The sequence below is a fragment of the Corynebacterium sp. AOP36-E1-14 genome (genome assembly GCF_052377495.1).
In the GTDB taxonomy this organism is placed as follows: Bacteria; Actinomycetota; Actinomycetes; order Mycobacteriales; family Mycobacteriaceae; genus Corynebacterium.
The window spans coordinates 23,476-49,500 of the sequence record NZ_JBQSWV010000013.1; the positions used below are offsets into that span (position 1 = coordinate 23,476).

At 69.9% G+C, this 26,025-nt stretch carries 24 protein-coding genes; all 24 read right to left on the reverse strand.

Annotation, left to right across the window (positions count from 1 at the left end; all coding sequences use genetic code 11):
* Positions 1–5: 5 nt before the first annotated feature.
* A complete protein-coding gene (gene coaBC, locus ACT3TD_RS07675; RefSeq protein ID WP_441579256.1) occupies positions 6–1,262 on the reverse strand; it encodes a bifunctional phosphopantothenoylcysteine decarboxylase/phosphopantothenate--cysteine ligase CoaBC in 1,257 nt (418 codons plus the stop codon).
* Between the two features lie 173 nt (positions 1,263–1,435).
* A complete protein-coding gene (gene rpoZ / locus ACT3TD_RS07680; protein ID WP_038548496.1) occupies positions 1,436–1,708 on the reverse strand; it encodes a DNA-directed RNA polymerase subunit omega in 273 nt (90 codons plus the stop codon).
* Between the two features lie 50 nt (positions 1,709–1,758).
* Positions 1,759–2,340 (reverse strand): guanylate kinase, encoded by a 582-nt coding sequence (gene gmk / locus ACT3TD_RS07685; protein WP_301441908.1) that lies wholly within the window; start codon positions 2,338–2,340, stop codon positions 1,759–1,761.
* 29 nt (positions 2,341–2,369) lie between these two features.
* Positions 2,370–2,690 carry an integration host factor, actinobacterial type gene (gene mihF, locus ACT3TD_RS07690; protein WP_038548495.1) on the reverse strand — a complete coding sequence of 107 codons (321 nt, stop codon included), beginning with the start codon at positions 2,688–2,690 and terminating at the stop codon, positions 2,370–2,372.
* A gap of 292 nt (positions 2,691–2,982) precedes the next feature.
* Positions 2,983–3,825: an orotidine-5'-phosphate decarboxylase gene (pyrF, locus tag ACT3TD_RS07695; protein ID WP_301441907.1), complete on the reverse strand. Its 843-nt coding sequence runs from the start codon at positions 3,823–3,825 to the stop codon at positions 2,983–2,985.
* Positions 3,812–7,162 carry a carbamoyl-phosphate synthase large subunit gene (gene carB / locus ACT3TD_RS07700; protein ID WP_301441906.1) on the reverse strand — a complete coding sequence of 1,117 codons (3,351 nt, stop codon included), beginning with the start codon at positions 7,160–7,162 and terminating at the stop codon, positions 3,812–3,814. Before carB ends, pyrF begins: the two co-directional genes overlap by 14 nt.
* Positions 7,163–8,332 (reverse strand): glutamine-hydrolyzing carbamoyl-phosphate synthase small subunit, encoded by a 1,170-nt coding sequence (carA, locus tag ACT3TD_RS07705; protein ID WP_301441905.1) that lies wholly within the window; start codon positions 8,330–8,332, stop codon positions 7,163–7,165. It abuts the gene before it with no gap.
* Positions 8,329–9,723: a dihydroorotase gene (locus ACT3TD_RS07710; RefSeq protein ID WP_301441904.1), complete on the reverse strand. Its 1,395-nt coding sequence runs from the start codon at positions 9,721–9,723 to the stop codon at positions 8,329–8,331. The genes carA and ACT3TD_RS07710 overlap by 4 nt, the downstream gene beginning before the upstream one ends.
* Complete coding sequence (locus tag ACT3TD_RS07715) at positions 9,720–10,703, reverse strand: aspartate carbamoyltransferase catalytic subunit (RefSeq protein WP_301441903.1); 984 nt, start codon at positions 10,701–10,703, stop codon at positions 9,720–9,722. Before ACT3TD_RS07715 ends, ACT3TD_RS07710 begins: the two co-directional genes overlap by 4 nt.
* Positions 10,700–11,296 carry a bifunctional pyr operon transcriptional regulator/uracil phosphoribosyltransferase PyrR gene (gene pyrR, locus ACT3TD_RS07720; protein WP_301441902.1) on the reverse strand — a complete coding sequence of 199 codons (597 nt, stop codon included), beginning with the start codon at positions 11,294–11,296 and terminating at the stop codon, positions 10,700–10,702. The genes ACT3TD_RS07715 and pyrR overlap by 4 nt, the downstream gene beginning before the upstream one ends.
* A 121-nt stretch (positions 11,297–11,417) precedes the next feature.
* Positions 11,418–12,047, reverse strand: coding sequence for a transcription antitermination factor NusB (gene nusB / locus ACT3TD_RS07725; RefSeq protein WP_301441901.1), 630 nt, complete (start codon positions 12,045–12,047; stop codon positions 11,418–11,420).
* Between the two features lie 5 nt (positions 12,048–12,052).
* Positions 12,053–12,616, reverse strand: coding sequence for an elongation factor P (gene efp, locus ACT3TD_RS07730; protein ID WP_301441900.1), 564 nt, complete (start codon positions 12,614–12,616; stop codon positions 12,053–12,055).
* A gap of 59 nt (positions 12,617–12,675) precedes the next feature.
* The gene (locus ACT3TD_RS07735; RefSeq protein ID WP_301441899.1) at positions 12,676–13,740 is read right to left on the reverse strand and encodes a M24 family metallopeptidase; all 1,065 of its coding nucleotides are present in this window, start codon (positions 13,738–13,740) and stop codon (positions 12,676–12,678) included.
* Between the two features lie 57 nt (positions 13,741–13,797).
* Positions 13,798–14,229, reverse strand: a complete 432-nt coding sequence (aroQ, locus tag ACT3TD_RS07740; protein WP_301441898.1) for a type II 3-dehydroquinate dehydratase — start codon at positions 14,227–14,229, stop codon at positions 13,798–13,800.
* A 38-nt stretch (positions 14,230–14,267) separates the two neighbouring features.
* Entirely contained in the window at positions 14,268–15,374 is a 1,107-nt protein-coding gene (gene aroB, locus ACT3TD_RS07745) for a 3-dehydroquinate synthase (RefSeq protein ID WP_301441897.1), read from the reverse strand.
* Complete coding sequence (locus ACT3TD_RS07750) at positions 15,371–15,985, reverse strand: shikimate kinase (protein WP_301441896.1); 615 nt, start codon at positions 15,983–15,985, stop codon at positions 15,371–15,373. Before ACT3TD_RS07750 ends, aroB begins: the two co-directional genes overlap by 4 nt.
* On the reverse strand, positions 15,985–17,211 hold the full coding sequence (gene aroC, locus ACT3TD_RS07755; RefSeq protein WP_301441895.1) for a chorismate synthase: 1,227 nt from the start codon (positions 17,209–17,211) through the stop codon (positions 15,985–15,987). Before aroC ends, ACT3TD_RS07750 begins: the two co-directional genes overlap by 1 nt.
* Positions 17,212–17,268: 57 nt before the next feature.
* Positions 17,269–17,724, reverse strand: a complete 456-nt coding sequence (locus ACT3TD_RS07760) for an A24 family peptidase (RefSeq protein WP_441579258.1) — start codon at positions 17,722–17,724, stop codon at positions 17,269–17,271.
* Positions 17,725–17,770: 46 nt separating this feature from the next.
* Positions 17,771–18,766, reverse strand: coding sequence for a shikimate dehydrogenase (locus ACT3TD_RS07765; protein WP_441579259.1), 996 nt, complete (start codon positions 18,764–18,766; stop codon positions 17,771–17,773).
* 48 nt (positions 18,767–18,814) lie between these two features.
* Positions 18,815–19,999, reverse strand: a complete 1,185-nt coding sequence (gene mltG, locus ACT3TD_RS07770) for an endolytic transglycosylase MltG (RefSeq protein WP_441579260.1) — start codon at positions 19,997–19,999, stop codon at positions 18,815–18,817.
* A gap of 151 nt (positions 20,000–20,150) precedes the next feature.
* Complete coding sequence (gene ruvX / locus ACT3TD_RS07775; protein WP_301442967.1) at positions 20,151–20,618, reverse strand: Holliday junction resolvase RuvX; 468 nt, start codon at positions 20,616–20,618, stop codon at positions 20,151–20,153.
* Positions 20,618–23,314, reverse strand: a complete 2,697-nt coding sequence (gene alaS / locus ACT3TD_RS07780) for an alanine--tRNA ligase (RefSeq protein ID WP_301442966.1) — start codon at positions 23,312–23,314, stop codon at positions 20,618–20,620. Before alaS ends, ruvX begins: the two co-directional genes overlap by 1 nt.
* Positions 23,315–23,386: 72 nt before the next feature.
* Positions 23,387–24,814: a replication-associated recombination protein A gene (locus ACT3TD_RS07785; protein ID WP_301442965.1), complete on the reverse strand. Its 1,428-nt coding sequence runs from the start codon at positions 24,812–24,814 to the stop codon at positions 23,387–23,389.
* On the reverse strand, positions 24,811–26,001 hold the full coding sequence (locus ACT3TD_RS07790; RefSeq protein WP_301442964.1) for a phosphotransferase: 1,191 nt from the start codon (positions 25,999–26,001) through the stop codon (positions 24,811–24,813). The genes ACT3TD_RS07785 and ACT3TD_RS07790 overlap by 4 nt, the downstream gene beginning before the upstream one ends.
* Positions 26,002–26,025 lie beyond the last annotated feature (24 nt).

Sequence of the window (26,025 nt, forward strand, 5' to 3'; positions counted from 1 at the left end):
AGGTCTCAGCCGGGCAGCAGGTCCTCGAGCGTGTCGAGGATGTACGAGGCCACGACCAGCTTGGACGACGCCGGGACCTCGGTGACCTCCTCGGCGCCCGGACGCTGTCCCGGGGTGAGGATCCAGCCCTGGCTGTCCGCCTGGCCGAACACCACCCCGTCGCCGACGGCATTGCACATCAGCAGGTCACAGCCTTTTCGCTCTAGTTTTGCCCGCGCGAGGTCCAACGGGGAGTGAGACTCGTCACCGGTTTCCGCGGCGAAGCCGGCGATGACGAGGTCCTCCGGCAGCCCGCCGCCGCGGCGACGCTCCACCAGACCGTGCAGGATGTCCGGGTTCTCGGTCAGCTCCAGGTTGGTCAGGTCTGTCTCCCCACCCTTCTTCAGCTTGGCTCCGGCCGTGGTCGCGGGGCGGAAGTCCGCCACCGCGGCGGCCATGACCACCGCGTCCACCCCACCGGCCAGTTCCGCCACGGCATTCTCCATCTCCCGGGCACTACGCACCCGGGTGACGCGGGCACCCGAGGGCACCGGCAGGTCCTCGGTGACCCCGGCGACGAGCTCCACCTGCGCGCCACGCTGCACGGCGATGTCGGCCAGGGCGAATCCCTGCCGGCCCGAGGAGGCGTTGCCGAGGTAGCGCACCGGGTCCAGGGCCTCGTGCGTGCCACCGGCGGTCACCAGGACCCGCCGACCCGCCAGGGACTGACGGAAGATGCCGAACCGGTCCAGTGCCGCCGTGGCCAACGCCCCGATGTGCTCGGGCTCGGGCAGACGCCCCGCACCGGAGTCCGTGCCCGTCAGCCGGCCGTGGGCGGGCTCGAGCACCGTCACCCCGCGTCGACGCAGCGTGGCCACGTTGTCGCGGGTCGCCGGGTTCTGCCACATCTCGGTGTGCATCGCCGGCGCCAGCACCACCGGGCACGTCGCCACCAGCACGCTGGCGGTCAGCAGGTCGTCGCTACGCCCGTGCGCCAGACGCGCCAGCAGGTCCGCGGTGGCCGGGGCGATCACGATCAGGTCGGCGTCCTGCCCCAGGCGCACGTGCCGGACCTCGTCCACCCCGTCGAAGACGGTGGTGGACACCGGGTTGCCGGAGAGGGCCTCGAACGTCGCCGCACCGACGAAACGCAGGGCCGACTCGGTGGGGATGACGTGGACGTCGTGCCCGGCCTCGGTGAAGTAGCGGACCAGGGCGCCGGACTTGTAGGCGGCGATACCGCCCCCCACGCCGACGAGCACGTTCAGTTGGTTGTCACTCACAGGAGACCAGCCTAGCCCACGCCCGCCGGGCGATGTTCCAGTGCCGTGGACCTGCTGGGGCCCTGCCGTGTCCCACCGACGGCTCAGGCCCGCCACCGGCGACCGTCTCCCCCGCACTGGGTGCGGGGTACGACGGTGCCGACGGCGGGCCTGGGTGCCGGGAAGCGGGTGGATCAGCCTTCGGTGTGCTCCAGCAGATCGCCCTCGATCTCACGCAGGGCCACCGACAGCGGCTTCTCGTGGGCTTCCGGGGTGACCAGCGGGCCGACGAACTCGAACACGCCGTCACCGACGGTCTGGAAGTAGTTGTTGATCTGACGCGCACGCTTGGCCGCGAAGATCACCAGGGCGTACTTCGAGGACACCTTGGTCAGCAGATCATCGATCGGCGGGTTGGTGATGCCGACCGCCGGGTCGAAGACGGTTGAGTTGTCGTTGGTTTCCACTCCACACCTTTGCTTGTTCACCGCGTTGGAAAACGCGAGTTGTCTTGCTCTTACTCTGCGTGGCCGGTCAGCAGGGCGCTGATCTCGGCGACAGCCTCGGTCACGTCCCGGTTCACGACCACCCGGTCGAACTCACCCTTGGAGGCGAGCTCCTCACGGGCGGTCTCCAGGCGACGCCGGATGACGTCCTCACTCTCGGTACCACGGCCGGTCAGCCGCTCCACCAGCTCCTCCCAGGTGGGAGGTGCCAGGAACACCGTGAGTGCCTCGGGCATCATCTGCTTGATGTTGCGCGCGCCGGCCAGGTCGACCTCGACCAGGACCGGACGCCCGGAACGCAGGGCCTCGGTCACCGGCTGTGCCGGGGTCCCGGACAACTGCAGGCCACCGTGGATCTCCGCCCACTCGAGCATGAGGCCACCGTCCACCTCCTCCCGGAATCGCTCCCGGGAGACGTAGTGGTAGTCCCTGCCGTCGACCTCACCGGGACGGGGGTCCCGGGTCGTCCACGACACACTGAAGAACAGGTCCGGCACGGCGGCCTTCAACTGTGCGACCACAGTCGACTTCCCGACGGCCGACGGTCCCGCCAGCACGACCAGGTGCGGGGAGGGAACGTCGGTGTTCTGCACTTCGGCCTGAACTTGCGGGGACAAGGTTCCTAGACCTCGAAACCGAAGCGCTCCAGCAGGGCGCGACGCTGACGGTCGCCCAGGCCGCGGAGGCGACGGGTGGGGGCGATCTCCAGCTCGGTCATGATCTCCTGGGCCTTGACCTTGCCGACCTTGGGCATGGCCTCGAGAAGGGCCGACACCTTCATCTTGCCGATGATCGGGTCTTCGTCGGCGTCAGCAAGGACCTGCTTGAGGTCGGTGCCTCCACGCTTGAGCTTCTCCTTGAGCTCGGCACGGGCCTTGCGGGCCTCGGCGGCCTTCTTCAGGGCTTCTGCACGCTGCTCCGGGGTCAACTGGGGAAGGGCCACGGGTTCCTCCGTCTTGTTCTGTGGTTCGATGTCACTTGCTATGGGGTACTGCATGAAATGCAGGCACTTCAGGTACTTCAGGTGTTTCAGCCGGTCGGACGTCACGTCCGACCGTCAGCCTCGACGAATCCTAGCGATACGCTGTGCCGAATGCCAACAACCCCCACGTTTTACACGGGAGAGGTGTCGCAGGTCGCGACCATGAAACAACGCGCCAAGTGTAGCACTACGACCGGGGGAAGTTGAACAAAGCCCCAGTTCGCGCTCCGCGGGACGCTCCCGCGCGGAGCGCTCAGACCTGCGGGAACTCCGCCGCGGCGGCGGCGACCGCCTCGCGCAGGGACCCAACATCCGGGCCCGCGGCGAGCACGGACCGCGAGATGTTGGGGCTGGCCCACCGTTCGGCCGCCCCGGCGATACGCCGGACGTCCTGCGCACCACCGCCCTGGGCGCCCACACCGGGCATCAGCACCAGCCCGCCCACGGCGTCCAGCACCGGCGGTTCGGCGACCGTCGCGCCGACGACCACGCCGACGTTGCCGCCGCCGGGGTGTGCGGCGTTGTGGCGCGCCGCCCAGTCCACCACCGTCTGGGCCACACTCGGCCCGTCCGGGGTGGTCAGCGTCTGGAACTGCGGGCCCTGCGGGTTGGACGTCGCGGAGAGCACGATCACTCCCCTGCCCGTGGCCTCACCGGCCTCCAGGGCCGGTGCCAGGGAGTCCAGGCCCAGGTAGGGCGAGACCGTCACGGCGTCGGCGCACAGCGGCGAGTCGTCCGACAGCCAGGCCGTCGCGTAGCCGGCCATCGTCGAACCGATGTCGCCACGCTTGGCGTCGGCCACCACCAGCGTGCCGGCACCCCGCAGCGCCGCCAGGGCGTCCTCCAGCACGGCCAGCCCGGCGGAGCTGAAGGCCTCGTAGAAGGCGACCTGCGGCTTGACCACGCAGGCGGTGTCGGCGAAGGCCTCCACGCAGATGCGGGAGAACTCCGCCAACCCGGCGACGTCCACACCCAGGCCCCAGTCACGCAGGATGCCGGCGTGCGGGTCCATGCCCACGCACAGGCGTCCCAGGTGCCCGGAGCGGGCGAGGAAACGCTCGCCGAAGGTGTCCCGGGTGGACTCAGTAGCTGTCATGGTCCACGTCCTGGATGGCGCGCACCACCGTGGTGGAGCCCTTCAGCGCCTCGATGCCCTGCACCGCGGCCACGGCACCCTGCACCGTGGTCACGCAAGAGACACCCTGGCGCACCGCGGCGGCACGGATGTCGTAGCCGTCGCCCCGGGCGGCGGCGGTGCTGGCCGGGGTGTTGAGGATGAAGTCGATCGAACCCTGGTCGATGAGGTCCACGATCGAGCTCTTGCCCTCGGCGGCGGTGCCGGACTCGATGTCGGTCTGCTTGGCCACGACCTCGCACTCCAGACCGTTGCGCCGTAGCATCGCCGCGGTGCCCTCGGTGGCGACCAGGTCGAAGCCCAGTGACGCCAGACGCTGGATCGGCAGGATCATGGTGCGCTTGTCGCGGTTGGCCACGGACACGAACACCCGGCCACTGGTCGGCAGGGAGCCGGTGGCGGCCTCCTGGGACTTGGCGAAGGCGGTGCCGAAGTCGGAGTCCAGGCCCATGACCTCGCCGGTGGACTTCATCTCCGGGCTCAGCAGGCTGTCGAGCATCTCACCCTGCGGGTTGCGGAAGCGGTTGAAGGGCATGACCGCCTCCTTGACCGCGATGGGGTGGCCCAGCGGCAGCGAGCCGCCGTCCCGGTCACCCGGGATCAGGCCCTCGGCGATGAGCTCGCGGATCGGCGTACCGGTCATGATGCGCGAGGCCGCCTTGGCCAGCGGCACACCGGTGGCCTTCGAGACGAAGGGCACGGTGCGCGAGGCACGCGGGTTGGCCTCGATGACGTAGAGGACGTCGTCCTTCAGGGCGAACTGGATGTTCATCAGGCCCTTGACCCCGATGCCGTGGGCCAGGGCGGCGGTGGAGCGACGCACGTTGTCGATGTCGCTCTCCCCCAGTGTCATCGGCGGCAGGGCGCAGGCGGAGTCACCGGAGTGGATGCCGGCCTCCTCGATGTGCTCCATCACGCCGGCGAGGTAGACCTCGTCGCCGTCGCACAGGGCGTCGACGTCGATCTCGATGGCGTTGTCCAGGAAGCGGTCGACCAGCACCGGGTGGTCCGAGGTGATCTCGGTGGCGCGGTCGATGTAGTCCTCCAGGGAGGCCTCGTCGTAGACGATCTCCATGCCGCGTCCGCCGAGCACGTAGGACGGACGCACCAGCACCGGGTAGCCGATGCGGGCGGCGACGGCGCGTGCCTCGGCGAAGGTCGTGGCGGTGCCGAAGGCCGGGGCGGGCAGCTCGGCCTTCTCCAGCACGGTGCCGAACTCGCCGCGGTCCTCGGCGAGGTTGATCGCCTCGGAGGAGGTGCCGATCACCGGCACGCCGGCGTCGGTGAGACGCTGCGCCAGGCCCAGCGGGGTCTGGCCGCCGAGCTGCACGATCACGCCGGCCACGGTGCCGGACTGTGCCTCGGCGTGGTAGACCTCCATGACGTCCTCGAACGTCAGCGGCTCGAAGTAGAGACGGTCGGCGGTGTCGTAGTCGGTGGAGACGGTCTCCGGGTTGCAGTTGACCATGACCGTCTCGTAGCCCACGCGCGAGAGCTCGAGCGCGGCGTGCACGCAGGAGTAGTCGAACTCGATGCCCTGGCCGATGCGGTTGGGCCCGGAGCCCAGGATGATGATCTTCTCGCGGTCGCGCTGCTCGGCGACCTCGGTCTCGGCCTCGGGGTCCATCTCGTAGGCGGAGTAGTGGTACGGGGTCTGCGCCTCGAACTCCGCGGCGCAGGTGTCCACGGTCTTGAAGACCGGACGGATGCCCAGCGACCAGCGCAGCGACCGCACGCCGTCTTCGCCGGCGAGCTCGGGACGCAGCGCGGCGATCTGGGTGTCCGCCAGGCCCATGTACTTCGCCTCGCGCAGCAGGTCCTCGGTGAGCACCGGGGCGTCCTGAAGCTCGGAGCGGAAGTCCACCAGGGCCTTGAGCTCGTGCAGGAACCAGGGGTCCACGCCCACGGAGGCGCGGTGGACCTGGTCCACGGTGGCGCCGAGGCGCAGGGCCAGCTCCATGTCGTAGATACGGCCCTCGGTGGGACGTCCCAGGTCGTCGAGCACGGCGGCGAGGTCGCCGGCACGCTCGCCGGCGAAGTACTCGTCGGTGGTCGTCCAGAAGCCGGCCGGCTTGGTCTCCAGGGAGCGCAGCACCTTGTTCAGGGCGGCGATGTAGTTGCGGCCCACGGACATGGCCTCACCCACGGCCTTCATGGTGGTGGTGAGGGTGTCGTCGGCGCCGGGGAACTTCTCGAAGGCGAAGCGCGGGGCCTTGACGATCACGTAGTCCAGGGTCGGCTCGAAGGCCGCCGGGGTGACCTGGGTGATGTCGTTGCGCAGCTCGTCGAGGGTGTAGCCGATGGCCAGCAGGGCGGCGATCTTGGCGATCGGGAAACCGGTCGCCTTCGACGCCAGCGCCGAGGAGCGCGACACACGCGGGTTCATCTCGATGGTGATCAGGCGGCCGTCGTCGGGGTTGACGGCGAACTGGATGTTGCAGCCGCCGGTGTCCACGCCCACGGCGCGCAGGATGTCGATGCCCTGGTCGCGCATGATCTGGTACTCGCGGTCGGTCAGCGTCATGGAGGGCGCGACGGTCATGGAGTCGCCGGTGTGCACGCCGAGTGCGTCGACGTTCTCGATGGAGCAGATGACCACGGCGTTGTCGTCGCCGTCGCGCATGAGCTCCAGCTCGTACTCCTTCCAGCCGAGGATGGACTCCTCGATGAGCACGTTGGCCTCGGGGGAGGCGGCCAGGCCGCCACCGGCGATGCGGTCCAGGTCCTCGTAGGTGAAGGCGAGGCCGGAGCCCAGACCACCCATGGTGAACGACGGGCGCACGACGACCGGCAGGCCGAGCTCGGCGACGGTGTCGTGGACCTCGTCCATGTTGTGGCAGACCCGCGAGCGGGCGGACTCGCCGCCAATGGAGGCGACGATGTCCTTGAACTTCTGACGGTCCTCGCCGCGCTCGATGGCGTCGATGTCGGCGCCGATGAGCTCGACGTCGAACTTGTCGAGGATGCCGGCGCGGTCCAGCTGGATCGCGGCGTTCAGCGCGGTCTGCCCACCGAGGGTGGCCAGCACGGCGTCGACCGGGTGGCCGGCCTCCTTCTCCGCGGCGAAGATCTTCTCGATGTACTCGGGCTGGATCGGCTCGATGTAGGTGTGGTCGGCGAACTCCGGGTCGGTCATGATCGTGGCCGGGTTGGAGTTGATCAGCGAGACCCGCAGGCCCTCGGCCTTGAGGGCACGGCACGCCTGGGTGCCGGAGTAGTCGAACTCGCAGGCCTGGCCGATGACGATCGGGCCGGAGCCGATGACGAGGACGTGGTTGATGTCGGTGCGCTTCGGCATTTAGTTGTTCCCTTCCATCAGTTCGATGAACTGGTCGAACAGCGGATTGGCGTCGTGAGGACCGGCGGCGGCCTCGGGGTGGTACTGGACGGAGAAGGCGAGGCCGCTGTCGAGGGCGACACCCTCGACGCAGTCGTCGTTGAGGCAGGTGTGGGTGACCTGGGCGGTGCCGAAGTCGGTGTCGAAGGGCTCACCGGCACGGCCGCTCAGGGCGAAGCCGTGGTTCTGCGAGGTGATGTCGATCTTGCCGGTGAGGTGGTTGAGCACCGGCACGTTGATGCCACGGTGGCCGAACTTCAGCTTGTAGGTCTCCATGCCCAGGGCGCGGCCCAGGATCTGGTTGCCGAAGCAGATGCCGAACAGCGGGATCCTGCGCTCCAGCACGGTACGGACCTGCTCGACCATCACGTCGGCGGTGGCCGGGTCACCGGGACCGTTGGAGATGAACACGCCGTCCGGGGAGTACTGCTCGATGAGCGGCTCGACCGGCGAGTTCGCCGGCACGACCACGGTGCGCACGCCGCGGGCGACGAAGTTGCGCGGGGTGTTGGTCTTGATGCCCATGTCGTAGGCGAGCACGGTGAAGCGCGTCTCCCCCTCGGGCTCAAGCACGTAGGTCTCGTCGGTGGAGACCTGGGTCGCCAGGTCGGCGCCGGCCATCGACTGCTGGGCGTTGACCTCGGCGACGAGCTCCTCGACCGGACGCCCGGCGGCCTCGCCGCTGAACACGCCGGCGGCGACGGAACCCTTGTCGCGCAGGTGACGCACGATAGCGCGGGTGTCGACACCCTGGATGCCGATGACGCCCTGCTTCTCCATCTCCTCGGCGAGGCTGCGGTCGGCGCGCCAGTTGGACACGGTGCGCGAGAGGTCGCGGATGACCAGGCCGGCGACCCAGATGTGGTCACCGTGGGACTCGCCGTCCTCGTCGTTCCAGCCGGTGTTGCCGATCTGCGGGGCGGTCGCCACCACGATCTGCCGGTGGTAGGACGGGTCGGTCATCGTCTCCTGGTAACCGGTCATGCCGGTGGTGAAGACGGCCTCACCGAGGGTGGTGCCGGTGGCGCCGAAGGCCCGGCCGCGGAACACCCGTCCGTCGCCGAGGACCAGCAGCGCGGGGGTGCGGGAGGAACTCACAGCAGTACTCTTCTCTGTCGTATTATCGGTCATTTGTCGCTCACCTGGCCGTCCTGCCAGGTCACCTTGCCGCGCAGCAGCGTGGTGGTGACCTTCACCGGCAGGTCCATCCCCTCGTAGGGGGTGTTGGCCGACTTGGAGGCCATCTGCTCGCCGTGGGCGGTCCAGCCGTGGTCAGGGTCGACCACGCACAGGTTCGCCGGCTCGCCCACGGCCACCGGACGCCCGTGTCCGGGCAGCCGCAGGATCTCCGCCGGGCGCTCCGACATCACCCGGGCCACGAAACGCCAGTCCTGGCGCTCCTGGTCCTGCGGTGGGTCGGTGACGAACAGCCCGGCGATGATCGCCAGGGAGGTCTCCAGTCCCAGCATGCCGGGGCGGGCCTTGTCGAACTCGCAGCACTTCTCCTCGGAGCCGTGCGGGGCGTGGTCGGTGGCCACGCAGTCCACAGTGCCGTCGATCAGGGCCCGGCGCAGCGCCAGGGTGTCGCGGGTCTCGCGCAGCGGAGGGTTGACCCGGTAGTGCCCGTCGTAGGTCTCCAGCTTCTCGTCGGTGAGGATGAGGTGGTGCGGGGTGACCTCGGCGGACAGCGGGATGTCGTGCTCGCGGGCCCAACCCAGCAGGCCCACGGTGCCCTCGGTGGAGGCGTGGCAGATGTGCAGGCGTCCGCCGTAGTCGCGGGCCAGCAGGGCGTCGCGGATCACGATGGACTCCTCGGCGACGCGCGGCCAACCGCGCAGTCCCAGGCGGGCGGCGGTCTCACCCTCGTGGGCGACGGCGCCCTCGGTCAGGCGGGGCTCCTCGCAGTGCTGGGCGAGCAGCACGTCCAGTCCCCCGGCGTACTCCACGGCCCGGCGCATCAGGCGCGGGTCGTCGACGCACTTGCCGTCGTCGGAGAACATGCGCACCCTGGCGTCCGAGTCGGCCATCATGCCGAACTCGGTGAGCTCGGTGCCCTTGAGCCCGCGGCTGATCGAGCCGACCGGGTGCACGTCGCAGAGGTTCTTCTGCTGGCCCTTGAGCCACACCATCTCGGCGATGGCGGGGGTGTCGGTGACCGGGTCGGTGTTGGCCATGGTGAACACGGCGGTGAACCCGCCGCGGGCGGCGGCGGCCGAACCGGTGGCGATGGTCTCGGTGTCCTCACGGCCGGGCTCGCGCATGTGCACGTGCATGTCGACCAGGCCCGGCAGCAGGACCTGGCCGTCGAGGTCGATGACCTCGAACTCATCGGTGGCGCTGATGCTCCCGGTCGGGGCGATCTCGGCGATCACGCCGTCGCGCACCAGCACGTCCTGCGGGTCGCCCTCGCCGTAGGGCAGGACGCCGCGCAGCAGCACGGCCCCCTCGGCGGCCGGGTGAAGGACGCCGGTTGCCGGGTAGTCGTTCACGTTGTTCTCCTCCGGGATGGTTGTTGTGCTCATCGCTGCTCCCCCGCGTTCGTCTCGGTGCCGACCAGCAGGGTGAACAGGGCCGCCATGCGCACGTGCACACCGGCGGTGACCTGGTCGAGGACCACGGTCTGCGGGGCGTCCGCCACCGCGTCGTTGATCTCCATGCCGCGCAGCATCGGGCCGGGGTGCAGCACGATCGCGTCGTCCTTCAGCGCTGCCAGGCGGTCCTGGGACAGCCCGTAGCGCGTGGCGTACTCGCGGTGCGAGGGGAAGAAACCGCCGTCCATGCGCTCGGCCTGCACGCGCAGCATCATCACCGCGTCCGCCGAGGCGATGGCGGTGTCCATGTCGTGGCTGACGCGCACGGTGCCCTTGCCGGCGGCCGGGCCGTTCGGGTTGACCCAGTGCTCGATCCCCGGGGCCAGCAGGGTTCGCGGGGCGACGAAGGTCACGTCCGCGCCCAGGGCGGTGAGCAGCAGGGCGTTGGAGCGCGCCACCCGGGAGTGCAGGATGTCGCCGACGATGACCACGTGGGCGCCGTCGAGCGTGCCGAGCTTGTTGCGCAGCGTCACCGCGTCCAGCAGGGCCTGGGTGGGGTGCTCGTGGGCGCCGTCGCCGGCGTTGAGCACGCTGATGCCGTCACTGCCCTGGCCGACCCAGTTGGCGACCTGGCGGGCCGCACCGGACGAGGGGTGGCGCATGATGATCGCGTCGGCGCCGACGGCGCGCAACGTCAGGGCGGTGTCCTTGAGTGACTCGCCCTTCTTCACCGAGGACGAGGACGCCGAGATGTTGATCACGTCGGCGCTCATCCACTTGCCCGCGGTCTCGAAGCTGGAGCGCGTGCGGGTGGAGTTCTCGTAGAACAGGGTGAACACGGTGCGACCACGCAGGGTCGGCAGTTTCTTGACCTCACGGTCGCGCAGCGTCTCGGCGAAGCGGTCGGCCTCGTCGAGCAGCAGGGTGATGTCGTCGGCGTCGAGGTCGGCGATGCTCAGCAGGTGCTTCATGCGTTGTCTCCTTCCGGCGCCGTGCCGGCCGGGCGGAGCAACTCCACCCGGTCCACGCCGTCGATCTCGGCGAGGGAGACACGGACGTCCTCACTGGTGGAGGTGGGGATGTTCTTGCCCACGTAGTCGGCGCGGATGGGCAGTTCGCGGTGGCCACGGTCGACCAGGACCGCCAGCTGCACGATGCGGGCACGGCCCACGTCGCTCAGCGCGTCCAACGAGGCGCGGATGGTCCGCCCGGAGAACAGCACGTCGTCGACGAGGATGACGGTGGCACCGTCCACCCCGTCGCGCGGGACGCTGGTGGGCTTCAGGGCGCGGTGCGGCGTGGAGGTGAGGTCGTCGCGGTAGAGCGTGGCGTCCACGGCCCCGTGGAACACGCCCACCCCGCTGAACTCCTCGATCTTCTCGGCGAGTCGCGCCGCCAGCGGCACTCCCCCCGACGGGATCCCCAGGAGCACGACCCGGTCGGAGCCGGGTGCGTCCAGTGCCGTTTTCTCGATGATCTGGTGCGCGATGCGTGCGACAGTACGTCCGACGTCGTCCGGACCCAGGAGGGTGACCGTGGTGCCGTCGGTATGCTGCGTGCTCATCGTGACCTCCTTCCCCGCCTCACAGGACGGATCGTTAAAGGTGGTCGGAACCGGCACGAGGACCGGATCCAGTTTCCGTGCAGAATTCTAGCACGGTCCCGGGACGTCAGCCCCGGGGAGTCTAGTTCTCGTCGCCGGGCTCGTCGTCCGGCTCGTCGGCGGGTTCGTCGACGATGCCGTCGACGAGGGCGTCGGCGCGCGCCTGCTCGGCGTCACGCTCGGCCTTCGCCGCCGCAGCGTCCTGCTCGGCCTTCTCGGCGGCGGACGCCTCGTCAGCGAGGCGCTTGTCGCGGGCGATCCCGTCGAGCACGGCGTTGACGTAGCCGGGGGCCTTGTCGTGGGAGTACTCCGAGGCGAGCTGGATGCCCTCCTTGAGCGCCACCCGCGAGGGGACCTCCGTGTTGTAGAGCAGCTCCCAGGCGGACACGCGCAGCACCGCACGGTCCACCGCCGGCAGGCGCTCCAGACGCCAGGTGCTGCTCAGGTGGCTGGCGATCGCTCGGTCGATCTCGTCGAGGGAGGACGCCACCCCCGGCACGATCCGGGCGGTGTACTCCGGCACCTGCTTGACCTGGTTGGACTCGTCCCTGGCCAGTTCGGTGCGGTCCTCGACGATCTCGACGGGGTCGATGTCGCGGAACTCGGCCTCGAAGAGGATGTCGACGGCGCGTCGACGGGCCTTGTAACGGGCCCCGTGGCGGCGGTAGGCCTCACCGGCCTGCTTGTCGCCGGAATGATTCTCGTTGGACATGACGTCTAGTTGTTGACGCGGGAGAGGTACTCGCCCGAGCGGGTGTCGACCTTGACGACGTTGCCGGTCTCCAGGAACAGCGGGACCTGGATCTCCGCGCCGGTCTCCAGGGTGGCGGGCTTGCTGCCACCGGTGGAGCGGTCGCCCTGCAGGCCCGGGTCGGTGTGCTGGATCTCCAGGTCCACGGAGACCGGCAGCTCACCGAAGAGGATCTGGCCGTCGTGGAAGGACAGCTGCACGCGCATGTTCTCCAGCAGGAAGCGGCCGGCGTCGCCGAACTTCTCGGAGGGCACCTCGAACTGCTCGAAGTCCTTGTCGTCCATGACAACGAAGTTCTCGCCGTCGTGGTACAGGTAGGTCATGTCGCGACGGTCGACGGTGGCGGTCTCGACCTTCACACCGGCGTTGAAGGTCTTGTCGAGGGTCTTGCCCGAGACGACGTCCTTCAGCTTGGTCCGCACGAACGCGGGGCCCTTGCCCGGCTTGACGTGCTGGAACTCGATGATCTGCTGCAGCTTGTTGTCGATCTTCAGCACGAGACCGTTCTTGAAATCCGCGGTGGTCGCCACGTGTCTACTCCCTGGGAAACGAGGATGGATGGTCAGCCGGTCAGTCTAGCAGTCCCCTGCTAGAGCACACGCAACTCGGTCGGCGAGGGGTTCACCGACTCCGCGCCGGTGGCGGTGACGATGTAGGTGTTCTCGATCCGCACACCGGTACGCCCGGGCAGGTAGACGCCCGGTTCGATGGTCAGCGTCATCGACTCGGAGAGCTGCTTGTCCTGCGGGGTGCGCGAGGCTGCGTAGGGCGCCTCGTGCACGTCCAGGCCGACACCGTGGCCGGTGGAGTGCACGAAGTACTCCGCGTAACCGGCTTCGTCGATGATGTCGCGGCAGACCTTGTCGACGGCGAACAGGCCCGCCCCCGGGCGCACGGCCTCCACCCCGGCGTTGAAGGAGCGGTACACCAGGTCGTAGATCTCCGCCGACAGTGCGTCCGGCTCCCCCACGCACACCGTGCGGGTCTGGTCGGAGGCGTAGCCGTCGAGCCACACGCCGAAGTCCATGGTCACCAGGCCCGGGACGATGACGTCGCGCGAGACGCCGGCGTGCGGCTTGGCCGCGTTCACGCCGGACGCCAGGATCGTGTCGAAGCTCAGTCCGTCCGCCCCGGCGGCCCGCAGGCGGTACTCCAGGTCGGCCGCGGCCTCGATCTCGGTGATGCCCTCGCGGATGCCGCCGGCGGTGATGAATTCTGTGAAGACCGAGTCCGCCAGCCGGCCGGCCTCGCGCAGGGCGTCCAGCTCGGCCGCGTCCTTGACCAGGCGGGCCCCTTCGACCGCGCCGGAGAGGATCGCCGGGTCACCGAGTTCGCGGGCGGTGGCCACGCTCATGCCCGGTTCGACGGCGAAGGCGCTGTCGCCGGCGACTCCGCGCAGTTCACCGAAGAGGTCACGGGTGATCCGGATGTCGATGTTGGTCGAGTCCGCGGTCTCCTGGCGCACCTGGGTGTCGTAGCGTCCGTCGGTGACCAGGGTCGCCGCACCGTCGGTGTCGAGCAGCAGGGCGGCGTTGGAGCCGCTGAATCCGGTGAGGTAGCGGATGTTCTTCAGGTCGGAGACGAGCAGGAGGCTGTGGCCGGCGTCGGCGACGGTCTGTGCGACGGCGCGGCGGCGGGTGAGGGTGTCGGTCATGACCCTCAGGGTACTACCCCGCCGCGGGCGACGGTGTGCCCGCTCGGGAGGTACCCACTAGCTGCCTGCGAGGTACTCCAGCGCCATGGTGTAGCCCTTGACCCCGAGCCCGGCGATCACGCCGCGGGCGATCGGTGAGAGGTAGCTGTGGTGGCGGAAGGCCTCGCGGGCGTGGATGTTGGAGATGTGCACCTCCACGAAACCGGGGCCGTCGGCGACCTCGACCAGGGCGTCGCGCAGGGCGACCGAGGTGTGGGTCAGGCCGCCGGGGTTGATGACGACCGCGTCGCCGTCGTCGGCCGCCCGGTGCACCCGGTCGATGAGGTCGCCCTCGTGGTTGGACTGCAGCGTCTCGATCTCCACGCCGAGGCGCCGGGCGTCGGCCCTGAGCCCCTCCTCCACGTCGGCCAGGGTGGTGGAGCCGTAGATCTCGGGCTGGCGGCGTCCGAGCCGGTCGAGGTTCGGTCCGTTGAGCACGACGATGCGCATGGTGTCTCCTTGGCTGACTTTGGCTGACTGTTGACGAGCTAGCTGGCGGTGTTGCGGTAGGCGGTCTGCAGGTCTGCCTGGGCGGGGTTCACCAACGTCTGCGGGACGTAGGAACCGTCACCCTCACCGTCGCCTTCACGGTCGCCCACGACGACGACGCGCAGGCTGCCGTCCTTGTTCTTCTTGTCGCGGGCCATGACCTCGGTGAGCTCGGCGAGGGTGGCGTCGGAGTAGCCGGTGGGCAGGCCCACGCTGTCGAGGATACGTCGGTGGCGGGCCACCGCGTCGGCGTCGAGCAGGCCGGCGGCATGGGCGAGCTCGGCCTCGAAGACCATGCCCACCGCCACGGCGTGACCGTGGCGCCACCGGTAGTTCTCGTGCTGCTCCACGGCGTGACCGTAGGTGTGGCCGTAGTTGAGGATCTCGCGCAGCGAGGACTCGCGCAGATCCTGGCCGACGACGTCCGCCTTGACCCTGATGGCCGCCTCGATGAGCTCCGGCAGGGTGCCGTGCGGGTCGCAGGCGGCAGCGGGGTCGGCCTCGTAGAGGTCGAGGATGTGGCCGTCGCGGATGAACCCGGCCTTGATGATCTCCGCGCTGCCCGCCACGATCTCCTGGTGCGGCAGCGTCTCGAGCACGTCGAGGTCGACCAGGACGGCCGAGGGCTCGTGGAAGCCGCCGACGAGGTTCTTGCCGGCGGCGGTGTTGATGCCGGTCTTGCCGCCCACCGCCGCGTCGACCATGGCCAGAAGCGTGGTGGGGTACTGCACGACCCGCACCCCACGCATCCACGTCGCGGCGATAAACCCGGCGAGGTCGGTGGTGGCCCCGCCGCCGACGCCGACGACGACGTCCTGACGCGACAGTCCGGCGTCGGCGCAGACGTCCCAGCACTGCGCGGCACCGGCGACGGTCTTGGCTGCCTCGGCGTCCGGCGTCTCGTACAGGACCGGTTCGACACCGGCGGCGCGCAGGCCGTCGGCCACGCGGGACGCCAGGTCCGCCAGCGGCGGCTGGTGCAGCACCACGGCGCGGCGTGCCCCGGGCACGGCGTCGGCGACAGCGGCGGTCAGGTCGCGTCCGATGACGACGTCGTAGGGGTGCTCCGTGGCGACGTGCACCGTGCGGGTGGTCGGGGTACTCACAGCTGGGCCTCCGGGGTGTGTTCGGGCTCGTCGTCGGCAGGCTCGTCGGCGGCGGGGTCGTGCACGCCGATCAGGGCGAGCACCTCGGCCACGGTGTGCCGGGGGGTGCGTCCGTCGGCGTCGACGACGTAGGTGGCGACCTCCCCGTAGAGGTCCTCACGCTCGGCGAGGATCTCGCGGTAGCGCGCGGCGGGGTCGTCGCCGTCGGCGGCGGCGAGCACCGGACGGGTCGCCAGGTGCGCGGTGCGCCTGGTCCCCTCCTCCGCCGACACCCGCAGGTAGACCACGGTGTGCGCGGCGAGCAGCCGGCGGGTCGCCGCGGAGAGCACCGCGCCGCCGCCGAGGGACACCACGCCGGTGGAGCCCAGCGCCTCGGCGACGTGGGTCTCCTCGCGCGCCCGGAACTCCGGCTCGCCGAGGGCGGTGAACAACTCACCGCAGGACGTGCCGTTGGCGTCCTCCAACAGGGTGTCGGAGTCCACGACCCCGCAGCGCAACGCCTCGCCGAGGGCGTGACCCACGGTGCTCTTGCCGGCACCGGGCGGCCCGACGAGCACGACCCGGGGGGTTGCGGTGGCAGACGCTCCGGCAGCGCCCGTCTCGCCGGCCATCAGGCCTCGTCCCAGGTCAGTCGGGCGTCCACGTCGTCGATGTAGGAGCGGTAGTTGCGGCGGGTCTCGGCGACGCTGTCGCCGCCGAACTTCTCCATCACCGCACGCGCCAGCACCAAGGCGACCATTGACTCGGCGACCACGCCGGCGGCGGGCACCGCGCACACGTCGGAACGCTGGTGGATGCCGGTGGCCGGACGTCCGTCGTCCATGTCCACGGTGGCCAGGGCACGCGGCACGGTGGAGATCGGCTTCATCGCCGCACGCACGCGCAGCTGCTCACCGTTGGTCATGCCGCCCTCCAGGCCGCCGGCGCGGTTCGTCCGACGCCCCACACCCGAACTCCGGTCGAGGCGGTCGATCTCGTCGTGGGCCTCGGAGCCACGGCGACGGGCCTCCTCGAAGCCGTCGCCGACCTCGACACCCTTGATCGCCTGGATGCTCATCAGCGCCTGGGCCAGCTGGCCGTCGAGACGACCGTCCCAGCTGACGTGGGTGCCCAGGCCGACCGGCAGCCCGGAAACCACGACCTCCACCACGCCACCGAGGGTGTCGCCGGACTTGCGGGCGGCCTCGATCTCGCTGATCATCGACTTCTCGTGGTTGTCGCCGTGGGCGGTGAACGCGCGCACCGGGGAGCCGTCCACCGCGTCCAGGTCCGCCGCGGTCGGCGGCGGGCCGGTGTAGGTGTCCGACGGGCCGATCGACAGGACGTGGCTGACAACCTCGGCACCGGTGACCTCGCGCAGCAGGGCGCGGGCGAAGGTGCCCGCCGCCACGCGCGCGGCGGTCTCCCGGGCACTGGAGCGTTCCAGCACCGGGCGGGCCTCGTCGTGGCCGTACTTCACCATGCCGGGGAAGTCGGCGTGCCCCGGGCGTGGGCGGGTCAGACGTGCACCGCGGCCGGAGTCCATCTCCTTGGCCACGGCCTCGTCGGTGAGGTCCACCGGGTCGGCGGACATGATGGTGGTCCACTTCGGCCACTCGGTGTTGCCGATCATCACGGCCACCGGCGAACCGATGGTCAGTCCGTGACGCACGCCGCCGAGGAAGGTCACCTCGTCGGCCTCGAACTTCATGCGTGCGCCACGGCCGTAGCCGAGGCGCCGTCGGGCGAGTTGGCGGGACACCTCGACGCGGGTGACTGGCACCCCGGCGGGAATGTCCTCGACAACGGAAACAAGGGCCTGGCCGTGTGATTCCCCGGCAGTCGTCCATCGAAGCATGCCCTACATTGTCGCACGGGCAACCATTGGTCGTCACCACAACCCGGGGTTTATGGCTCAGGTCACCGTCACGGCGGTGACGGCCGTGGCGACTACCGTGGCTAGCAGCATGCCGGGACCGTGCAGCAACCCGCGCGCCCGGACCCGTGGCGACAGGGCGAACACGAGGGTGACCAGCGAGGCGCCGGCCACGGCGAGCAACACCCCGGCCGCTCCCCCGGCCACCGCGGGGGCCACGCCCAGACTCAGGGCCAACTTGGCGTCGCCGCCACCGACGCGCCATCGCGGGGTGAGCCTGCCGGGCAGCACGCACAGCAGGAACCAGCCCAGCCCACCGAGCACCGCCCACGGGTGACCGGACGCCACGGCGAGCACCCAGGCCACCGGCACGGCGGGCAACGTCAACCTGTCCGGCAGCCGCCGCGAGCGCAGGTCGTGCACCACCAGCGCGCCCGCCCACAGTGCCACGGCCGCCAACGCGACCGTGCTGAGCAGCGCTGTGCTGATTAGCACAGACCCCCCGGTCTCCCCCATCCCCATTCGTCCCCCCGTTCGTCCCCTACGCCCCCGCGTCAGAGCCGGCGGCCGACTCCAGGGTCCTGCGGTGCGCCCGCAGCAACCGGTACATGCCCTCCGTGGAGGGCGTCTCCGCGGTGAACTGCCGGAACTGCTCGACACCCTGGCCGGCCAGCATCAGCAGGCCGTCCGACACCGGGTGGCCGGCGCTGCGCGCGGCCAGCATCAGCGGCGTGGGGTACGGGTCGTAGATCACGTCGACCACCGCGGCCGCCGAGGCCAGCTGCTCGGCGACCGCACCCGCCCCGGCGGCCGGGATGGTGGAGATCAGCACGTCCGCCGCGGCACAGGTCGACGCGAGCCGCTCATCGTCCAGGCGCAGCCAGTCGAACTCCATGCCGTAGGACTCGACCAGGCTCTGCAGGTTCAACGCCCGCTCGGAGCGTGCCAGCACGGTGACCGAGGTGAACCCCTCGGCCGCCAGCGCGGCGACGGCAGGACGCGACGTCCCGCCGTTGCCGACGACGACACCTCGTCCTGAGCCACGTCCTGAACCGGGGGCCTCGTCCTCGCCGAGGACGGCGCGGAGGCAGGCGGCCAGACCGTCGACGTCGGTGTTGTCGGCCATCCAGCGGCCCGTGGGGACGTCGTCGGCGTCGCGCAGGGGCACCAGGGTGTTCGCACTGCCGATCAGCGCCGCGCGGTCGGTGACCTCGTCGGCAAGGTCGTGGGCGGCGGACTTGCCCGGCATCGTCACCGAGAAACCACGCACGCACGCCGGCGAGTGCTGCATCAGCCGACGCACCTCCGAGGGCTCACCGGCGTCCACGCGGACGTACACCAGGGCGTCGTTGTCCATCATCGCCGCACTGCCCAGGTGGATCACCGGGGACAGGGAGTGCCCCACCGGACGCCCCAGCACGGCGCACAACTGTGCCGGCGTGCCCTCTGTGCCTTCCGAGTCAGCCTGGAGCCGGGCGGCGAGTTCGAGGAACTCCTCGACGCTGTACACCTCGGGGGCGTCGTTGCTGCTGTCCATGATCCTCTTACCTCGCGTCTGTCTGGGGTTATCGGGCACTAACGGGCACTAACGGGCACTGTCGAGGACACCGTTGCGGCGCGACTCCTCGATGGCGGCCTCGTGGTCGGAGAACTCGCGGTTGAACACGGTGCGTCCGTCGGTGTCCACGGTCACGAAGTAGAGCCAGTCGCCGTCGGCGGGGTGCTCCACGGACTGCAGCGCGGTGATGCCCGGTGAGGCGATCGGGGTGTCCGGCAGCCCCTTCTTGGCGTAGGTGTTCCACGGGGTGTTGCGGGCACGGTCCTCGTCGGTGGTGGCGACCTCCTGGGCGGAGACGTCGTAGTTGACCGTGGAGTCGAACTCCAGCTGCTGGTCCTCGTCCAGACGGTTGAGGATCACCCGGGCGACCTTGTCGAAGTCGCCCTCCGGGGCCTCGCGCTCCACGAGGGAGGCGGCGGTGATCATGTCATAGGGGCTCAGGCCCACGCTGTCGGACGCCTCGAGCAGACCGGTGCCCTCGTAGACCTCCGCGGAGTCCTCCAGCAGGGTGTTCATGATCTCCTGCGGGCCGGCGGTGGGGTCGAAGAGGTGCACACCCGGGGAGATCAGGCCCTCGACCCGTCGTGCGTCGTCGCCGCGGGCCTCCACGGCGTCCACGGCCCACTCGGGCACGCCGAGCTCGTCGGCCGGGGTGGTCGCGACGGTCTCACGCAGGTCGTCGACGCTGACGCAGTCCTCCAGCCCGTCGGTCAGGCCTTCACGGCAGGAGTTGCCGGCGATGGCGGAGTAGATGCCCTCGCGGGCCTCGCCGCCGACCACGGTGACGTCCTCGAGGGTCAGGCCGTTGGGGATGTCGATGACACCCAGGCGACGCTCGTCGTCGGTCAGTGCGGTCATCGCCGCCTCGGCGGACATCTCCTCCTGCAGTGCGTAGTAGCCGGCCTCCAGGCCGCGGGTGTCCCCGTTCTGCTCCGCGTGGTCGGCGGCACTGAGCATCGCCGAGCGTGAGCCGACCACGTTGTCCTCCAGCAGCTGCGGCAGCAGGCCGGAGACGGTGTCGCCCTCGTCGACGCGGACGAGGACCACGTTGCCGTTGCCCTCCCCCTCGTAGTCGCGGGTGCTGACGACCTCACGCTGGTAGTAGACGTAGGCGACGACGAAGACGAGAAGAAGGATCAGTGCAAGGCTGATAGCAATCGACCACTGTCGGCGCCGACGGTACCTGGGTTCGGTACTGATCTTTCGAGGCAAGGTTCACTCCCACGTCTCTACTGTGTACTTGGTGTAACAACGTCTTGGAACGTCATAAAAAGTCTATGGAACAGCATCGCATGTTCCGCTGCGCGTTATTCTCGCATGTCCTGCCCGGAAATCCTTGATCGGACACCCGGTTACGGGGTGGTTAACGGTCCAGCCGGGTGGTACGCGTGTCCAGCCACCCCTGCAGGATGTGCACCGCGGCGGCCTGGTCGATGCGCGAGCGGCCCTTGCGTTCGCTGACCCCGGAGGCACGCATTGCGCTGGTGGCGGCCACGGTGGACATGCGTTCGTCAACCAGGCGCACCGGTGTGCCGTCCAACGCCTCACGCAGGGCGGCGGCGTAGTTCTCCGCGCGGATCGTGCTCTCGGTGCGCTTGGAGCGCAGTGTCACCGGAAGCCCCACGACGACCTCGACCACGAAATTCTCCTCGATGAGCTCGAGGACGCGGGCGAACTCGCTGCCGGGGCGCCGACCGCTGCCCTTCTCCGCGGCGACGGTCTCCAGCGGGGTGGCGAGGATGCCGTCGGGGTCGGACAGGGCCACGCCGATGCGTACCGTGCCGACGTCCAGGCCCAGACGGCGTCCCCGCCCGGGGTCCCCGTCCTCCATCACTTGCCGCCGGCGAGGACCGACTCGACGTGCGGACGCACCGCGGCGACCGCGGCGTCGATGCCGGAGGCGTCGTTGCCGGAGCCCTGCGCCATCGACGGCTTGCCGCCGCCGCGTCCGCCGACCAGCGGGCCGACGGCCTTGACGACCTCACCGGCGGACAGGCCACGGTCGACGGCGGCGTCGGTGACTGCGGCGATGAACGGCACCTTGCCGGACTCGGTGTCCGCCGAGGCGAAGAGCACGACCGCCGGCTCGGACCCGAAGCGGGCCTTGGCGTCGTTGGCGATGGTGCGCAGGTCGCCGCCGGCGATACCGTCGGCCACACGGGCGGCGAGCACACGCACACCGTCAACGGTGACGGCCTGCAGCACGTAGTCGCCGACCTTGGCGGTCAGCTCGGCGGTGCGGAACTGGTTGATCCGCTTCTCCGCCGCCTGCAGGCGCTCGTTGATCTGGGCGAAGCGCTCCGGCAGGTCCTCGGAGGTGACCTTCAGCCGCGAGGCCAGGCTGCCGGCGACGGCGTTCTGGCCGGCGAGGAAACGCATCGAGTCCATGCCGGTGTAGGCCTCGATACGGCGCGTGCCCGAGCCCACGGAGGACTCGCCGAGGATGGTGACCGGGCCGACCTGGGAGGAGTGGTCGACGTGGATGCCGCCGCACAGCTCCATGGAGAACGGTCCGCCGATCTCCACGACGCGTACCTGCGAACCGTAGTTCTCACCGAACAGGGCCATCGCACCCATCGCCTTGGCCTCCTCGAGGCTGGTCTCGATGGTGTTGACCTTGTAGTCGGTGTCCACGGCCTCGTTGGAGATCTCCTGGATGCGGCGCAGCTGGTCGTCGGTGAGCTGGGTGCCGTACTTGAAGTCGAAGCGCAGGTAGCCCGGCTTGTTCATCGAACCGGCCTGCACCGCGGTGGGCCCGAGCACGTCGCGCAGGGCGGCGTGGATCAGGTGGGTGCCGGAGTGCGCCTGGCGTGCGGCGTGGCGCCACGCGTGGTCGACGTGTGCGGAGACGGTGTCGCCCACGGCGAGCTCACCGCCGGTGACGGCGACGCGGTGCAGCGAGACCTTGCGTCCGGTCTTCTGCACGTCGCGGACCTCGCCCAGCCCGCCGGGGCCGGTGAGGGTGCCGCGGTCGGCCATCTGGCCGCCGGCCTCGGCGTAGAACGGGGTGCGGTCCAGGATGACCTCGACCTCGGTGCCCTCCGGGGCGCGGTCGACCAGGGTGCCGGCGGAGACCAGGCCCAGGATGTGGGCCTCGGCGTCGGTGGAGTCGTAGCCCAGGAAGACCGTGGGGTGGTTGTCGACGAAGGAGCGGTACACCGACACGTCGGCGTGGACCTGCTTCTTCGCCCGGCTGTCGGCCTTGGCGCGGGCCTTCTGCTCGGCCATGTGGGCGTCGAAGCCGTTCTCCCCGTCCTTGTCGACGGTCAGTCCCTCCTCCGAGGCCATCTCGATGGTCAGGTCGATGGGGAAACCGTGGGTGTCGTGCAGGGTGAAGGCGGAGGCGCCGTCGAGCTCGGTCCGGCCCTGGGCCTTGACCTTGGCCGCGGCCTCCTCGAACAGGCGGGTGCCGGACTCCAGGGTCTTCAGGAAGGCGGTCTCCTCGCCCACGGCGACGGCGCGGATGCGCTCCCAGTTCTCCGTGATCTCCGGGTAGGACGGGGTCATCGTGGTGCGCACGGTGTCCATGAAGCGCTCCATGGTCACCCCGGTGGCGCCCAGCAGCCGGGCCGAACGGATGATGCGGCGCAGCAGACGGCGCAGGATGTAGCCGCGGCCCTCGTTGCCGGGGGTCACGCCGTCCAGGATGAGCATCAGGGCCGTGCGGGTGTGGTCGGCGATGACGCGGAAACGCACGTCCTCCACCGAGTTCTCCACCAGACCGTAGACGGCACCGGTGAGCTCCTCGGCGACCTTGATCACCGGGGCGAGCAGGTCGGTCTCGTAGACGTTCTCCACGCCCTGCAGGATGCAGGCGACGCGCTCGATGCCCATGCCGGTGTCGATGTTCTTCTGCGGCAGCTCACCGACGGGTTCGAAGCCCTCCTTCGGGCTCTTCTCACCGCGCACGTCCTGCATGAAGACCAGGTTCCAGATCTCGATGAACCGGTTTTCGTCGGCCTCCGGGCCGCCGTCGACGCCGTACTCCGGGCCACGGTCGTAGAAGATCTCCGAGCACGGGCCGCCCGGGCCGGGCACCCCCATGTCCCAGTAGTTGTCCTCGCCACCGCGGCGCTGGATGCGCTCGGCGGGCACACCGATCTCCTCGTGCCAGATCGCCGCGGCCTCGTCGTCGGTCCGGTACACGGTGGGCCACAGCCGGTCGGGGTCCAGGCCGAAGCCGCCCTCGGCGACGGGGTTGGTCAGCAGGCCCCAGGCGAAGTGGATGACCTCGCGCTTGAAGTAGTCGCCGAAGGAGAAGTTGCCGGCCATCTGGAAGAAGGTGTTGTGGCGGGTGGTGATGCCGACCTCCTCGATGTCCAGGGTGCGCACGCACTTCTGGATCGAGGTGGCGCGCGAGGACGGCGGCGTCTGCTCACCGAGGAAGTAGGGCTTGAACGGCACCATGCCGGCGTTGACGAACAGCAGGTTCGGGTCGTCCAGGATCAACGAGGCACTGGGGACCTCGGTGTGGCCTTGCTTCACGAAGTGGGAGAGAAAGCGCTCGCGGATCTCATGGGTCTGCACAGTTTCGGAACCTTCTTGATAGCTGAATCGTCGACGCGGTGTTTTACACGTGTTGCCTTAACCGGAAACAGTCTACCCGCTGCCCCGGACGATGCCACGCAGGGTCTCCAGGCGGGGCTTGAGCGTGTGCTCACGGCCGTGCTCGGTCGGCCGGTAGTAGCGGGCTTCCGCCAGGTCCTCCGGCAGGTAGTCCTGGCGCAGGACGCCGCGCGGGTCGTCGTGCGGGTACCGGTAGCCGACGGCGTTGCCGAGCGACTCCGCCCCCGAGTAGTGCCCGTCGCGCAGATGCGGCGGCACCACCGAGCCGCGTCCTTCCCGGACGTCGGCGAGGGCGGCGTCGATGCCCTGCACCACCGAGTTCGACTTCGCCGCGGTGGCGATGTGCACCGTCGCCTGCGCCAGCGGGATGCGTCCCTCGGGCATGCCGATGAAGCTCACCGCCTGGTGCGCGGCGATCGCCGCCTGCAGGGCCGTGGGGTCGGCCATGCCGACGTCCTCGGAGGCGTGCACCACCAGTCGGCGGGCGATGAAGCGGGGGTCCTCCCCCGCGTCGATCATGCGGGCCAGGTAGTGCAGCGCGGCGTCCGGGTCCGAGCCGCGCAACGACTTCACGAAGGCACTGGTGATGTCGTAGTGCTGGTCGCCGTCGCGGTCGTAGCGCGCCACCGCGCGGTCGGTGGACGCCCGGACGTCCTCGGCGGTCAGGAGGCTGGGCGCGTCTGTGTCGGTCGTTCCGTTCCCACCAAGGTCCCCGAGTCCCTCGACGGCGGCCTCGAGGTAGGTCAGACCACGGCGGGCATCCCCGGCCGCGAGGGCGGCGAGCAGGTCACGGGCGTCGTCGGCCAGGGTGACCGCGCCACCGTAGCCGCGGCGGTCGGTCGTGGCCCGGGTGAGCAGCATGGCGACGTCGGCGTCCTGCAACGGCTTGAGCTGCACCAGCAGCGAACGTGACAGCAGCGGTGAGACCACCGAGAAGCTCGGGTTCTCAGTCGTCGCCGCGACGAGCAGCACCGTGCGGTTCTCCACCGCGCCCAGCAGTGCGTCCTGCTGGGTCTTGGAGAACCGGTGGACCTCGTCGATGAACAGCACCGTCGACTCACCGTGGGTGAGCAGGCGACGGGCGTTGTCGATGACCGAACGGACCTCCTTGACCCCGGCGTTGAGCGCCGAGAGCGCCTCGAAACGCCGGCCGGACGCCCCGGCGACCAGGGAGGCCACCGTGGTCTTGCCCGTGCCGGGTGGGCCGTAGAGGATGACCGAGGAGTCCCCGCGGCCGTCGATCAGACGGCGCAGCGGGGAGTTGTCGCCGAGCACGTGGGACTGGCCGACGACCTCGTCGAGGGAGCGCGGACGCATGCGCACCGCCAAGGGCGCGTGCGCCCCGGGGTGGAAGTAGGAGTCCGCCGACCGCGACGGGATGCCGGCCCCGGAGGCCCCAGGGTTATCCGCGGCCTCGGGGCTCCCGCCAGGGACCTCGAAAAGTCCGTCGCCGTCAGTCATCGAATCTGCGGCTGCGCCCCGAGCTTGGCCAGGGTGGTGAGCAGCTCGGCGGCGAAGTCGCGCACGGCCGGGAAGCTCTCGTCGACGTCGTGACGCTCGGCGAAGCGGCGCACCGCCTCCACCGTGGTCGCCAGGTCGGCGAGGTGCTCACGGGGCATCAGGTCGAGACGACGGGCGCCCTCGGCCGCCGATGCGGAGGTCTCGATGACCGCCAGGGTGCCGTGGTAGAGCAACGACAGGCTCATCAGCGCCCAGCCGACCAACGACGCCATCAGCGCCTTCTCCAGGCGCCCCTCCTCACGCACGGCAGGCCACACCACGGAGACCTCCGAGGACCAGGACTCGATGAACTCGCGGAGTTCCTCGGGGTCCAGCAGCGGGGTGGTGATGTCGTGGGGGAACCCGGCGATCACGCAGGCGACGTCGGAGACGATGTCGCGGAAACCCGCCCACTCGTAGTCCAGGAAGACCACCGAGTCGGCCAGCATGATGTTGTCCGGGGTCAGGTCGAAGGGGGTGAACGCCTGCACCCGGCTGCGGGACTGACGCGCCCCTGCCTCGTGGGCGAGCGCCTCCACGGTGGGGTCCACCGTCACCCCGCTGCGACGCAGCAGGTCCAGGCCCTGCTCCACCAGAGCGGCGACGTCCACGTCACGGTCGGTGACACCGGAGGCCGGGAGGTTGTGGCGGGAGTGCTGACGACGGTTGAGCGTGTCGAAGGCCTCCTGCCCGTCGGCGGTCGCGACGTGCATGCGTCCCAACGCCCGGCCCAGCTTGCGCAGGGCCGCGGCGCGCTCCGGTTCGTCGGCCATGGTGAGGATGTCGGAATAGTTGCGTCCGTCACCGAGGTCGGAGAGCACCATGATGCGGGTGTCGATGTCGTGGGCCAGCAGCTGCGGGCCCGGACGGTGCTCCTCGGCCAGCGTGTTGGTGTACTGGTAGGCCACCACCTCGCGGACCATCGCCGAGATCGCCTCGGAGTCGTCGCCACGCGAGGTGACCGGCGGAAGCTGCTTGATCACGACGGTGCGCTCCTGGAGGAACGGGTTCGGCGACACCCGCACCCGCACGACCAGGGAATCCCCGCTCCCACCGAGGTTCTCCGGGTGGGTCAGTTCCGGGGTGCCGCCGAAACGGTTCCCCAGCAGGTGTGCCGCACTCTCCAGCGCGTCGTCGATACTCAGCACGTCGATGTCCTCTCTCGGACGTCC

Excerpts from the sequence above, each read along its gene's own strand:
- pyrF (WP_301441907.1), bottom strand. The coding sequence starts at position 3,825 with ATGACAGCTACTGAGTCCACCCGGGACACCTTCGGCGAGCGTTTCCTC.
- carB (WP_301441906.1), bottom strand. The coding sequence starts at position 7,162 with ATGCCGAAGCGCACCGACATCAACCACGTCCTCGTCATCGGCTCCGGC.
- carA (WP_301441905.1), bottom strand. The coding sequence starts at position 8,332 with ATGACCGATAATACGACAGAGAAGAGTACTGCTGTGAGTTCCTCCCGC.
- ACT3TD_RS07710 (WP_301441904.1), bottom strand. The coding sequence starts at position 9,723 with ATGAGCACAACAACCATCCCGGAGGAGAACAACGTGAACGACTACCCG.
- ACT3TD_RS07715 (WP_301441903.1), bottom strand. The coding sequence starts at position 10,703 with ATGAAGCACCTGCTGAGCATCGCCGACCTCGACGCCGACGACATCACC.
- pyrR (WP_301441902.1), bottom strand. The coding sequence starts at position 11,296 with ATGAGCACGCAGCATACCGACGGCACCACGGTCACCCTCCTGGGTCCG.
- nusB (WP_301441901.1), bottom strand. The coding sequence starts at position 12,047 with ATGTCCAACGAGAATCATTCCGGCGACAAGCAGGCCGGTGAGGCCTAC.
- ACT3TD_RS07735 (WP_301441899.1), bottom strand. The coding sequence starts at position 13,740 with ATGACCGACACCCTCACCCGCCGCCGCGCCGTCGCACAGACCGTCGCC.
- aroQ (WP_301441898.1), bottom strand. The coding sequence starts at position 14,229 with ATGCGCATCGTCGTGCTCAACGGACCGAACCTCGACCGGCTCGGACGC.
- ACT3TD_RS07750 (WP_301441896.1), bottom strand. The coding sequence starts at position 15,985 with ATGGCCGGCGAGACGGGCGCTGCCGGAGCGTCTGCCACCGCAACCCCC.
- aroC (WP_301441895.1), bottom strand. The coding sequence starts at position 17,211 with ATGCTTCGATGGACGACTGCCGGGGAATCACACGGCCAGGCCCTTGTT.
- ACT3TD_RS07765 (WP_441579259.1), bottom strand. The coding sequence starts at position 18,766 with ATGGACAGCAGCAACGACGCCCCCGAGGTGTACAGCGTCGAGGAGTTC.
- ruvX (WP_301442967.1), bottom strand. The coding sequence starts at position 20,618 with ATGGAGGACGGGGACCCCGGGCGGGGACGCCGTCTGGGCCTGGACGTC.
- ACT3TD_RS07785 (WP_301442965.1), bottom strand. The coding sequence starts at position 24,814 with ATGACTGACGGCGACGGACTTTTCGAGGTCCCTGGCGGGAGCCCCGAG.